Origin of the sequence: Brachyspira hampsonii 30446 (genome assembly GCF_000316195.1) — a bacterium.
Lineage (GTDB): Bacteria > Spirochaetota > Brachyspiria > Brachyspirales > Brachyspiraceae > Brachyspira > Brachyspira hampsonii_C.
Genome location: NZ_JH994110.1, coordinates 209,012 through 222,493 on the forward strand (window position 1 = coordinate 209,012; position 13,482 = coordinate 222,493).

At 26.4% G+C, this 13,482-nt stretch carries 11 protein-coding genes and 1 pseudogene; 7 read left to right on the forward strand and 5 right to left on the reverse strand.

What is annotated here, in order from left to right:
* Positions 1-7: 7 nt before the first annotated feature.
* The 3 genes and pseudogenes from A966_RS01080 to A966_RS01090 all read right to left on the reverse strand — a co-directional run bounded on the left by A966_RS01080 (position 8) and on the right by A966_RS01090 (position 2,896).
* Positions 8-453, reverse strand: a pseudogene (locus tag A966_RS01080) (hypothetical protein).
* A 125-nt stretch (positions 454-578) separates the two neighbouring features.
* Positions 579-1,154 (reverse strand): DUF4234 domain-containing protein, encoded by a 576-nt coding sequence (locus A966_RS01085; RefSeq protein ID WP_008721618.1) that lies wholly within the window; start codon positions 1,152-1,154, stop codon positions 579-581.
* Between the two features lie 272 nt (positions 1,155-1,426).
* The gene (locus tag A966_RS01090; RefSeq protein WP_008721621.1) at positions 1,427-2,896 is read right to left on the reverse strand and encodes a S41 family peptidase; all 1,470 of its coding nucleotides are present in this window, start codon (positions 2,894-2,896) and stop codon (positions 1,427-1,429) included.
* Between the two features lie 207 nt (positions 2,897-3,103).
* On the opposite strand from A966_RS01090, the gene A966_RS01095 reads away from it, so the two are divergent.
* The 5 genes from A966_RS01095 to A966_RS01115 all read left to right on the forward strand — a co-directional run bounded on the left by A966_RS01095 (position 3,104) and on the right by A966_RS01115 (position 7,154).
* Positions 3,104-3,802 (forward strand): hypothetical protein, encoded by a 699-nt coding sequence (locus A966_RS01095; RefSeq protein WP_008721623.1) that lies wholly within the window; start codon positions 3,104-3,106, stop codon positions 3,800-3,802.
* A 22-nt stretch (positions 3,803-3,824) separates the two neighbouring features.
* Complete coding sequence (locus tag A966_RS01100) at positions 3,825-4,934, forward strand: glycosyltransferase family 2 protein (protein WP_008721626.1); 1,110 nt, start codon at positions 3,825-3,827, stop codon at positions 4,932-4,934.
* Positions 4,935-5,014: 80 nt separating this feature from the next.
* On the forward strand, positions 5,015-5,533 hold the full coding sequence (locus A966_RS01105) for a YcxB family protein (protein ID WP_008721629.1): 519 nt from the start codon (positions 5,015-5,017) through the stop codon (positions 5,531-5,533).
* Between the two features lie 78 nt (positions 5,534-5,611).
* Positions 5,612-6,220, forward strand: coding sequence for a regulatory protein RecX (locus tag A966_RS01110; RefSeq protein WP_008721630.1), 609 nt, complete (start codon positions 5,612-5,614; stop codon positions 6,218-6,220).
* A 112-nt stretch (positions 6,221-6,332) separates the two neighbouring features.
* Entirely contained in the window at positions 6,333-7,154 is an 822-nt protein-coding gene (locus A966_RS01115) for a DinB family protein (RefSeq protein WP_008721632.1), read from the forward strand.
* A gap of 66 nt (positions 7,155-7,220) precedes the next feature.
* On the opposite strand, the gene A966_RS01120 is transcribed toward A966_RS01115, so the two are convergent.
* Entirely contained in the window at positions 7,221-8,207 is a 987-nt protein-coding gene (locus tag A966_RS01120) for a D-alanine--D-alanine ligase family protein (protein WP_008721635.1), read from the reverse strand.
* Positions 8,208-8,387: 180 nt separating this feature from the next.
* Here A966_RS01120 and trhA point away from each other — a divergent pair, with 180 nt between their 5' ends.
* Together trhA and A966_RS01130 are read left to right on the forward strand one after the other, a co-directional pair.
* The gene (gene trhA / locus A966_RS01125; RefSeq protein WP_008721637.1) at positions 8,388-9,059 is read left to right on the forward strand and encodes a PAQR family membrane homeostasis protein TrhA; all 672 of its coding nucleotides are present in this window, start codon (positions 8,388-8,390) and stop codon (positions 9,057-9,059) included.
* A gap of 20 nt (positions 9,060-9,079) precedes the next feature.
* Positions 9,080-10,726 (forward strand): AMP-binding protein, encoded by a 1,647-nt coding sequence (locus tag A966_RS01130; RefSeq protein ID WP_008721640.1) that lies wholly within the window; start codon positions 9,080-9,082, stop codon positions 10,724-10,726.
* Positions 10,727-11,289: 563 nt separating this feature from the next.
* On the opposite strand, the gene A966_RS01140 is transcribed toward A966_RS01130, so the two are convergent.
* Entirely contained in the window at positions 11,290-13,467 is a 2,178-nt protein-coding gene (locus A966_RS01140) for a peptidase U32 family protein (RefSeq protein WP_039955406.1), read from the reverse strand.
* Between the last annotated feature and the right edge of the window lie 15 nt (positions 13,468-13,482).

The window sequence follows — 13,482 nt, forward strand, 5'->3', positions numbered from 1 at the left end:
CAAATAATCATAGAATTAAAAAACTATAAAAGATATATACCGTTAAAAATGGATTTTTCTTTACAATATAAAGTCCAAAATAAATTATTGGCAATCCTATAACAATGCTTAATATATAAGAAATACTATCAGAAAGCGGAAGTTTTATATTTTTGGTTCATCAGGATCATACCATAAAGGCAATTCATCACCTACTTTTCTAAATGGATAATGACTTCTTAAAGTAGTATATAATGTTCCATGATTATCAGCTTCATAACTTATTACCATTACATTTTTATATCCAATTTTTCTAGGGTTATATACTATTTTTTTCTATCTAACTTTTCAACCACTCCTACAGTATGAATATAATTTTTTGTATCAATAAAAGAAAAGAATCCTGCTGCCACCCTCCAAAGTTAAAGCTATTCCTGAAAAACATACTAATATTTTTTCTATAATTGAAATAATTAAATTTTTTTCTATTCATTATTAGAACTCCAATATCTTTTAATAATATATGAAATTTAAAACAATATTACTTTTTCATTAAAATAGCTTAGTATTATATTTCATTTTAAATACTTTTATTTGGGTTAATCTATTTTGTTATTGTATTTTTTACTTCTAATTTTTTCCCATATAGAGTTTAATTTTTTCTGCATAATTATATCTGGAATAATTAAAGAGGCAGTAATTACAAAAAGAATAATAAAACTAATCAATATAGTACCCAAAAATATTAGTAATGCTTCAGGATTATCAATGAAATCAATAAAGTTAAAATCATTATAAACTAAAGCCATAGTGCTTACTAATAATCCAAAAAAAAGCACATAGCATAAAATTCCTATAATAGGAATTCCTACTAATAATACTATAATGCTTGCAGTCATAACTATTTGAGTTTTATTGTCTTTATCATTTTCATCTATTTTTAAGGCTATTTCTTTATGAATGATATTTCCGTATTTATTATACCAATATATAGTATAAAGATTACAAGTCATAACAGAAAGTAAAAGCTCCAAAGCAGGAGATATATCTTTTCTTTTTGTAAACTTCTCTGCTTCTAAAGTAATATAGTAAACCCAATAGAAATGATATATTCCTAAAGTTATTAAGTTTAGCACAAACATTGCTGGAATAGATCTTATAGTCCCCATACTCATATTATTTTCCTATTATTGTTATGCCACCCAAATGGTGCCTTGCAGAGCGTAGGTCGCCTACCGAAAATGTTTATTATATTTTTGGAATATAGCATTAATGACATAATACAATCTTTAAAATTAATATAAACCTCTCTTAAAAGATAAACTATTAAAATCAAAAAGTCAATATATACATATATGATGATTTTATCAAATATATTTATGCAATTAAAAAAGGTGATAATATTAAAAAATACTATCACCCTTATATTTAAAGAAATTAAAACTTATTAATTTTCTTCTTTTTCATTTGACCAATTTTCTCTAGGCTCTTCTTTATCCTGAGGAGGCTCTTTACCTGTTTGTAAATATTCAATAGCAGCCTTTAACTGTTTATCATAACGAAGATCATATATCTCTTTATAATTATCTAAGTTTCTTTCATTATATATCAAACGCTCAAGCAAATAATCGCTAGGCATTATATTTTGTTTTCTAAGCTCCTCTTTGAAAGCAGGCAAAGCATCTGCATCTGAACTTTCATTAGGATATTTTTTAGCATAAGCAGAAATCTGTCCGCCTTTTCTAAGCTCTGTTAAAGCAGTTATATCAGTGCTTGTAAGTTTAGGCTCTACTACAACAAAGTCAGGAGTTAAGCCTTTGCCATGAAGCCTTCTTCCATTTGGAGTGTAATAATGTGCCACAGTGAATTTGAAAGAAGTATTATCTCTTGCATCTAATGGAAGTACATACTGAACACTGAATTTTCCGAATGTAGTTTCACCCAAAAGTTTAGCTCTTCCGCTGTCTTGCAAAGCACCGGAAAGTATTTCAGAAGCAGAAGCACTGTACTGATTAACTAAAACTAATGTATCGCCTTCAAGCCATTCATCGCCTTTCTTAGAGGCATAATAATCCTGATTCTCATTTCTGCTTCTTCCTCTTGTATAAACTATTTTTCCTTCAGTTAGGAACTCTTCTACTATATTTATGGCAGTATCAAGTCTTCCGCCCGGATTATTTCTTAAATCAAGTATAAGTTTTTTCATACCTTGTTTTTTAAGATCTATCAAAGCATTTTCTAAATCTTTTGCTGTATCATCACCGAAAGTAGTTATTCTTATATAACCTATAGAATCATCAACCATTTTATATTTAACGCTTTTTATTTCTATGATTGCTCTTGTAAGAGGATATTTAATAGGTTCAGCAACCCCATCTCTCACTATTGTAAGAGTAACTTTAGTACCCTCTTTACCGCGCATTATATTTGCCGCATTATCAACTGACATATCTTTTGTGCTTTTACCGTCTATCTCTGTTATGATATCTCCTGATAATATACCAGCTTTCTCACCTGGACCGTCTTCTATAGGAGAAACTACCATTAAACCTTTATCTGCATTCTTTGAAATAGAAAGCCCTACTCCGCCGTATTTTCCAGACATTTCAGTATTTAATGCTGTATTTAATTCTTCATCAAGAAGAAATGTAAATGGGTCATCAGTTGCCTCTAGCATTCCTTTTATAGCACCATACATGAGTTTTTTTGTTGTTACACTATTAGTATCAACGAAATTCTGCTGTAATGTGGCAAATACTTTTTGAAATAATCTGCTGTAATAATAAAAATCATTATCAGACTGAGCATTCCCCTGCTGTGCTATTGCAAGCGAAGGACTTTTAAAATTAAAAAAAGAAATTGCTACTACAAAAATTAAAAGAAATATCCATAAAAGTCTTTCTTTGTTTTTTATCATGTCTAAAATCCTTATATTAAAAATATATTATAAAAAATATATAGATATTCAAAAATTTTATATTTATATAAATAAATTATAACATAAATAGTAAAAAATTTATATACATAAACTTAAAAATATTATGATAACTTTGTATTATTTGCTTTACTTTTAAAATGATTTCTATATAATAAGTATATAATTTTTAATTAAACGGAAATATTTATGAAATATACTAAAAAATTTATATTAATTTCGGCAATATCAATGGTATTACTATCATGCAGCAATATGCCCACAGGAACAAATGAAACTCTTAAACTTAAAGATAGAGCAGGAAGATATATTGTCAATGGTAATTTTGATAAAGACATAGAATTAAATTTTATAATATTTGAAACAGGAAATATAAATTTCATAGCAAGTAAAGCAGATAAAGCAAATAATCTAGGAACTTATGTACTTGGAAATCCGGAGAGTACAAATAAAACTTTTTCTTTCGATATAAAAGAAACCATAAACGGAGTTGCTCCAAATACCTATTTTATAGATTTTCTATATGCTAAATTAAAATATTCAGGCAATGAAATTCCATTTGAAAAAATTTCAGACAGTACAAATATAAAATTTAAAGAGAGAATAGGAGTATATTATAATCAAAATAAAAATAATAAAATTACCGTATCAGAAAACAAAATTGAATGGAGTTATTTTACTGATGCTTATATGGATATAACTAACCAATATAGTGAAGAAACAGAATTTATAAAAATAGTAGATTTCATAAATGATCAAAATGAAAATCATATATTCATGGCAGCATTCACTTTTACAGATAATTCTATAAAATTCCAATTTACTATAACTGATCCTGCTTACTCTCAATATAACATAGAAGAAGAATATAGAATATCTTGGGAATAAAAATTTGTTAAGGTTATAATTTATGATTAAAGTATCCGTAGTTTTACCTATATATAATATAGAAAAATATTTGCCTAAATGTTTAGAGAGCATTATCAATCAAACTTTAAAAGATATAGAGATAATATGTATTAATGACTGCTCTCCTGATAATTCAGAAAATATAATAAAAGAATATATAAAAAAAGATAATAGAATAAAACTTATAAACAATGAAAAAAATATCGGCGTAGGACTTTCAAGAAATATAGGTGTTGATTTGAGTAATGGAGAGTATATTTCTTTTATAGACTCTGATGACTTTATAAATAATAATTATTTGGAGAGTTTATATGGTACAGCAAAAAAATATGATGCCGACATAGTTTTTACAAACAATATATATACCGTTAATGATAATAAAGGATATATAAAACCTTATTATCATAATAGAATACATATATGGAAAAAAAAGTTTAAAAATACTTGGAAAGAAGGAAAAAGCAGCTTTGATATAAGCACAACAGAAAAAGAAAATACTCCTGAATATCCTCTTGTCGCAGTTTGGAACAAATTATATAAAAGATACTTTATTACAAATAATAATTTAAAATTTCAAAATTATATTGTAGCCGAAGACAGTGAATTCTTTTACAAATATTTAGTATATAATCCGAATATGTATTACAATAATAATGCAGAGTATTATTATGTTCAAAGAAAATCATCAGCTGTTCATTCTATAGAAAAAGATGAAAAAACAGCATCAGATGCTTTATCTGTATTCAGCAGTATATTTAACTTTTATAAAGAAAAAAAATTTAATCTATTAAAAGAATCCAATTTTTATAATTTCTATTCATTTTTATTTGTATTTAATAATTATAAAGCTGAAAATAAAAATGAATTCTATAAAAAATGCCATGAGACAATGAAAAAATTAGATGTTGAAATAGACCGAGATAAACATGCATTTTATGCTTACAGCGTATATATAATAAAGACTTATGATGATTATAATATTTATTTAGAAAAGATTGAATCAATTAAGAAAAAAGTTTTTGATATAGCTTGGTGGATACCTTCAATTACTTTGAGAGAAAAATATAAAAAATATGCTTTAGACAAACTTGCAAATAAAAATTGGAAATAGAAAAAATCAAATACTTGAAAAAATATTCAGTTATACTATACTAATAAAAGTTAAATATTTGTAAAAGGTATATAAAAATAATGAAAAAAGAATATAAATATAGATTAACTGAAGATGACTTTATAGATTTTCAGCTTCATTATTTAAAATCAAATTCAAATATGACCTCATCAATAAAAAAAACTATTATTATACTCATAGCACTTTATATCATTGTATTTGCCTCTATGGCAATATATTTCAGGAATAATGCATTTTTAATAGTGATAATAGCTTTACTAGTATCTGCTTTTTCTATACTTCAAATATTTACATATAAAAAGCGTCTTGAAAAAAAGATAGTGAAAAAAGTGAAAGAGTATGCAAGAAGCGGTAAATTAGATAAGGTTTTCGGAGATAAAGAATTAACTATATATGATGATAAAGTAATTTTCAAAGAAGACAAATCTACAAGTAAATTTAATAAAGATGAAATAAAAAAAATAGATTCTGCAAATAAATGCATATTTCTCTATACAGATGAAATGTCTGCTATAATAATACCTAAAAATATATTAAGCTCTGAAGATATAGATTTTATTTTATCTTATAAGAAATAAATAAGAAATAAAATTTTAAATTATACTTGAAAAACTATTTATATTTATTATACTGTTTTTATTATGGTTATTTTAAAAATGAAATTAAAAGGCGATAAAATATACATTAAAGTATCAGGCGGAGATGTATTTACTATACCCAAAAACGGACTCTATGAACTTGATTTATATGAGGGAATGGAGCTTGAATATGATGAAATACCTCATATAAGATTCAGAGCTTTTGAGTCTGCCGCAAGAAAATCCGCTGTATCAATACTTAAACGCGGATTTATAAGCGAGGGTATGCTTAGAGAGAAACTCACAAAAAAAGGTCATAAAAAAAGATTTATTAAACATGCTGTAAACTACTGCAAAGAATATGATCTTATAGATGATAAAAGATTCGTAAAAATAGCAATTAATAGCTTAAAACTTAAAGGCAAAAGCAAAAGGCATATAATAGATTATTTAAAGAAAAATAAAGTAAAGCCAAGTTTAATAGAAAAAGCACAAAACTCTATAAGCGATAAAATAGACGATAAAGCCTTAAAAGATGCTATAAGAAAATATTATAAACTATATGAAAATAAAGAAAGAAAAGAAGATTATATTATAAAGACATTAATGCGTAAAGGTTTTAAATACGATAGAATAAAAACTTTGCTAAGAAAGTATATAGACAAAAAAGAGAATTATGAAGATTAATTATTGTTCGGCTGCTTCTATAGCATAAGCTTTATTAAAAAATAATATTAAATATTGAATTATAAAATTAATATAATATAATACAAAAAATATTATTTTAGGATTTATCATTATGATTGAAAACAATATTAGTGAAATTGCAAAAAAAATAGAAATAGAATCAAAAAAGCTAGATAAAAAAATAAAAGATATTGAAAAAATCAAATCATCTATAACTAAAGACTTAAAGAAAAATGTTAAAGAATTAAAAACAAATCAGTTAAAAAAACTTCAGGAAGAAAAGAAAAATATTACAGAGAAAGTTAAGGAAATGAAACATAATCTATTGAGTGCTAAAGAGGCAAATGCTTCTCAAGATGAAAATAAAAAAAATACAAAAATAGAAAATAATTCAAATAAAAAGCCTATAGATAAAACAGCAAAAAAAATTATGAATATGATGGCTTTATACAATAAAAATGCAAATAAAAAACTTATTGAAATTTTACAAACTGTTAAAGATGAAGATTTAAAAAAAGAAACAAATGCATATTTTAAATCCATACATGGAACTTTTATGCATATTATTCAATGCGATATGTATTTCTTTAAAGAATACAGAAAATATTCAAACAAGAAGAAAATAGAAAATGAAAATATATTAAACTATCTAAATGAAGATTTCACTTTCAATATAAGTATAAATGAAGATTTAAAAAGTTTAATAGATATAAGAACAAAATTAGATGATGTTATAATAGCTATTGTTAATAGTATAGACGATTTTAATATATCAGAAAAAGTAATTGTTCCAAATGCGGTAATAAAAAAGCCTAGATATCATTTGATAATGCATGAATTAAATCATGACACTCATCATAGAGGTGAGATTTCTGTGATGCTCGATCAAATGGGATATAAAAATGATTATTCAAATTTAATGACTATAGTTTAAAAAATTAATAGACTAAATTAAAACATATATGCAAATAAATATCTGCATATATGTTTTTTATAAAAACTATTTTAAAAGACCTAATATATACAAAACAAGATCATTAAAATCAAGATTTACATGCTTAGCCATTGCAGGTATATCAGAAGTATTAGTCATGCCTCCTTGAGTATTTACCTCCATAAGATAAACTTCATTGTCCTCCCCTACTATAGCATCTATTCTTGAAAGCCCACTGCAGCCTAAAACTGTATACGCCTTTTTACATGTTTCCATTACTTTATTTTCCATTTCTTTTGATAATTTGGCAGGCATTTCCATATCTGTTTTTCCAGGTGTATATTTTGCCTCATAGTCATAGATTTCATTTTTAGAATTTATTCCTAGTATTGGAAAAACATAAATATTATCATCGTCTTGTCTTACTAAACCTACTGTAATTTCTTTTCCTTTTATATAAGGCTCTAAAAAATAATTTTTTGTTTCTTTTATACCGCTTACTATACTTTCAAACTCTGATTTTGTTTTTATCAAATGAACACCTACGCTTGAACCATCTGATATGGGCTTTAATATGATAGGAAAATTCAAAGTGAGTAAACTTCCTTTCACATTTTTATCATTAATCTCTTTAACATCTTTAAGAAGCATAAAATCTGCAGTAGATACATTTGAAGACTTCCATATTCTTTTTGTATAAACCTTATTCATACAAACAGCGCTAACTAAAATATTCTCGCCTGTATATTTAATATTAAGACTTTCCAAAAGCCCCTGAATAGTTCCGTCCTCTCCTGATGTGCCATGCAGAATATTATAGCAGTATTCAATATTATTTTCTTTTAAAGTATTTACCAATTCATACGAATCCTTCACATCTATTAAAATACAATTATCTTTTATTTCATCAAAGCTAGTCAATGCCTTATAAACATTCTGTCCGCTTCTAAGCGAAACTTCCCTCTCGGAACTTAATCCGCCATGCAAAACTGCTATTTTTTTATTTTTAAACCTATTTAAAATATTTTGTTTTAATTCGCTGTTTAATATCATTTTATGTACCTATTTATTTTATATTTTAATTGTATTCTTTTAATAAATAATCTTAATGTTATTATATCGTATAATTTTATATTTCTATAATGAAATTTTTTAATACATTATTACTTTAATATGAAAATAGTTATAAATTACCATTTACTTTATTACAAATAAGGTTTATTATTTAATATTATGGATATTAGTTTGAAGAATAACAATATAAAAAATTCAGTTTCTAAAATAAGTGCTGTTATATGCATAATATGTGCTAGCTCAGCAATAGCAGTTTTAGTGCTTTTAATACTTAATTCTAAAACTGCAAGGGAAATAACTTCATTTTCTCTATACTCTAGCTTTTTAACAATATTTTATATAATAAATTCAATATACCATTTTTTCCCTTTTAATAATAAAGCTAAAAAAGTTTTTTATATACTATCTCATGCATTTTTTATTATGATGATTTGGGGCATATATATTCCGCCCTGTCTAATATCATTACAAAACGGATGGGGCTGGAGTTTTTTTGGAATTATTACAGGACTTTGTATATTGGGTATTACATTAAGAAGTATATTCGGCTACAGATGGCGAGGGGCTACTGAAACAATATACTATTTTTTATTAAATTGGATTTGGCTCATAGCAATATCAAAAATATCTGCCGCTGTAGGTGAATACGGTGCTATATTATATTTAACAGGTTTTCTTCTGCTAAATATATCAATGGTATTTTACAGACTTGCTATGTACGAAGCTAACAAAAGATATACTCTATTCTTACCTTTGTTTTATTCGCTGTTAATAATATCCAATATATGTCATGCAGTTTTTATGTTTAGATATGTTGCAAATATTTTTTAATAAATATATAGGAGGTAAATATGATTAAAGAAAGACTAAGCGACTATATTCAAAATAGTATAAAAGAAAATTGGGATATAAATGCATTAGCCGATTATGGAACTAATAATATATTAAAATATTCTGATATAGCTAAAAATATATTAAAAATACATACAGGTTTTAAAAAGCTCGATATACATAAAGGAGAAAAAATAGCTCTATGCGGTGCTAATTCTGTTAATTGGGCTTTAACATACATTTCAATAGTAACTTACGGTGCAATCGTAGTTCCTATACTCGTGGACTTTTCAAAAGAAGATATAGCGTCTATTATCAAAGATTCTGGGGCTAAGTTTTTATTTGCAGATTCAAATATATTAAAAGGAATTGATGCGGATACTTTATCAATTATTACTAAAGCTTTTCATTTAAATAATTTTGACACTTTTACTATAGAAAAGGAAAATACAGATAATAATAAAAAATCTGAAAATATATTCAGCGATATAGAAATTGAAAATATAAGCAAAGAAGATTTTAATCTTACTATATTTGAAAATGATACTTTAGCCACTATTATATATACTTCCGGAACTACAGGATTCAGTAAAGGAGTTATGCTCAATCATAATTCATTAGCAGCAAATATAAGATACGCTATTAATAATATGCCTGTAAAACCTAATGATCATATACTTTCTTTTCTTCCTCTTGCCCATGTATTCGGATGCTTATTTGACTTTTTATTCCCATTTTCAAGAGGGGCATGCATATATATGCTTAATGCTATACCTAGTCCTAATATTTTGCTTAAAGCATTTGATGAAGTAAAACCTAATCTTATACTTATGGTTCCGCTTATCATAGAAAAAATTTATTTGAAAAAAATACTCCCTACCATAAGCAAACCTCTAATTGCTGGTTTATTAAAAATGCCTATTATATCATCTTTACTAAAATCAAAAATTAGAAATACGCTTACGCAATCTTTCGGAGGAAATTTTTATGAGGTTATAATAGGAGGAAGTGCTTTAAATAGTGATGTAGAAAAATTTCTTATGGATATAGGTTTTAAATTTACAGTAGGATATGGTATGACCGAATGCGGACCTTTAATCAGTTACGGACCTTGGAATAAGCATGTACCTAGAAGCTGCGGATGCATAATTGACACACTTGAAGTTAAAATTGATGCTGAAAAGGAAGGAGATGTAGGAGAAATCATGGTAAAAGGTGAAAATGTTATGCTTGGATATTACAAGAATTACAAAGCAACTGCTGATGTTCTTTCTAAAGACGGATGGCTTAGAACAGGCGATTTAGGAGTGCTTGGTGAGAACAACAGAATATTCATAAGAGGAAGAATCAAGAATATGCTTCTTGGTGCTAGCGGTCAGAATATTTATCCTGAAGAGATAGAAAGTAAATTAAATGCTATGCCTTATATATTAGAGTCTTTAGTTTTACAAAGAGAAAATAAACTTCATGCTCTCTTATATTTGGATGCAGAAAGAATAAAAAATGAAAAATTAAGCGAAGAGGAAATTAATAAACTTATAGAAAACAATAGAATAGAAGTTAATAAAATGCTTCCAGAGTTTGGAAGAATATCAGGATTTACAATACAAAAAGAAGAGTTTATAAAAAATCCTACTAAAAAAATAAAAAGATTTTTGTATAAATAAAATATCCTTAAAATAATATAAAAAGGCTTGGATTAATTATTCAAGTCTTTTTATTTTGACTTATTTTAATACCCGCCCTTCAGGCTTTTTGATACAATTTCTAATTTTTAAAACATTTTTCTTTTTAATATTAAACTGTTATTTTAACTGCCCGCCCAAGAGTTTTATAATTTAAGGCTTCCAAACCGCACGCAGAACAAAGTTTTAAACTTATGACTATTAAAAATTGTAATTTAAATAATAAATAAAATTCTATTAACCGTGCGTTGAGTAAAATTACCAAGCTAATAAAAACTTGGGCGGGTGCTGAAATTTCTAATTAAGCAATAAAATAATTTTAAATTATAATTTAAATTAAAACAGAAAATATTAAAGGGCGGGGTATGTAAACAAAATTTTAAACTTAAATGGATTTTAAGGATTACATACTTTGCATGCAGAATATCCAATTGATTTAGCTTTACTTAGTGATATTGAAGTTATAAAAATAACGCAAAGAATACAGTATTTATTTACTTATTTAGAAGAAATTAAAATGAATTTGACAATTCTAATATCGTTTTTTAATAAATATAATAATAAATATTTCCGTTTTTATTTTTTATATGCTCTAATATAAAGCTGGTTTTATTATGCATCTTCACGCAGTCAAATATTACCGTATTTCCTTTATGGTCAATAATATCTTCTTCTTTGCATTTAGAGCAGCCAACCGACATACTTTTTGGACAGAACGCAAAGTTCATAGCAGGTATAAAACCTTCTTTTATGCTTATAGTATGTTTTAGAGTTTTACCTGCTTCAACAGCTGATATTACAGTATCAATACCTAATTTATATAAAAAGTTCACACTGTAATTATTAATGGCATTAAGTCCTATTCCAGACCATAATACAGCTTTTCCTTTTAATGCTTCAATATGCCCCAAGTTATTGCATATTACAATCATTCCGTCTGTTTTTTCTGCTATGCTTTTTATAACCTCAATATCTTTGTCAAATGTTACATGAGGAAGTATTATACCGTCTATTTTTTTATTTTCAAAAAGTGTTATTATGTTTTCATCATAAACACTTGGAAATAATATTCTTTTATCATAATGAATATCAGAATATAATTTTAATTTCTCTTCGCTGTTTACAATCAAAACTTTTATATCAGTATTAGGATAATTTATATTATTAAAAATATTTTTATCATAATGGATTTCTTTAGACTTCATTAATATATTTTCTAATTTCTCAATTAAAGCCCTTCTAGCTTCATTTAAAACTTTTACTGGTATAAAAGGATTTTTGAAATTCTCTTCTATAATAATATTTTCAAATTCAAATACTGTGCCTCCAGTCTTTGAAAGAGAATTAAAAATATCTTCTTTAGTAGTCGATTTTGTTTTAGCCTCTTGAAGAGTATAATCGCTTATGTATTCTATATTGTTTAATCTATCATCGTATTTGCTATGAACTTCCAATTTTATTTTGTCATTATCAAATCCAATTATGCATTTCAAATCAAGGATATGTTTAAAACTATCATTTTCAATTATTTTGTTTGCCTTATCAATCTGAAGTTTATCAGTGGTTCTATAAACCTTATCTCCTACATTGACATTTTTTATAACAGCAGAAAAACTCAAATTTCCTTTAGCTCTTTTTACCCTCTCATTATCTTTATATAAATCAGAAATCTGCATTCCAACTGTTCCGCTCTCACCGAATGAAAGCCCGTCATATACATTCAATTCTTTATCTGCTTTTATATATATTTTATTTTTCTTGTATGCTTTAACTTCTCCTATATATTCGCCGTCATGGCTAGGCTTATAATTTTCAAAAATATCCTTTGAATTATAATAATACCCTTGAGAAAAACCTCCTCTGTTAAAAATCTTCATCAAACTTTCTCTGTACTTCTCTATGGGTATATACTTATTTTCTAAAGCCAAATCAATAGCATGCCTATATATAGAAGTTGTAATTGCGGCATATTCACTTCTTTTAGCTCGTCCTTCAATTTTAAAAGATGTTATACCGCTTTCAAGGAGATTAGGAATTATATCAATAGTCATCAAATCTTTTGTACTTAATGGATAATTGGTTTTACCTCCTGTGTACTCCATTCTGCAGGGCTGAGCACATGCACCTCTGTTTGCACTTCTTCCTCCATGCAGATATGAATAAGCACATTGACCTGAAAAACTCACGCATAAAGCTCCATGCACAAAAGTTTCAAGCTCTATATCAGTATTATCTCTAATATATTTTATATTATCCAAACTCATTTCTCGGGCTAAAACTACTCTATCAAGCCCAATACTTTTTAAAAGTTTTACACTGTCTAAATTATTACAAGACATCTGCGTACTAGCATGCATAGCAATATTTAAATTATTTCTTACAATATCAATAATACCCAAGTCCTGCACTATAATAGCATCAGCCCCCATATTATAAACACTTTTTATAAGAGGAAGCACTTTATCAATTTCATCATTATAAACTAAAGTATTAACAGTTATATAAACATTAACATCTCTTAATTTAGCAAATCTTATATTCTCTTCAAGTGCCTTTTCATCAAAGTTTTCTGCCGCCCCAACCCTAGCATTAAAACTTTTAGTACCAAAATACACAGCATCAGCCCCAGCATTAACAGACGCCTTCAAAGCTCTTTCATCTCCAACAGGTGCGAGAAGTTCTATTTTTTTATTTTGAGTTTTTATATTCAAGTTATTTTCCATTATTTTTTAGATATA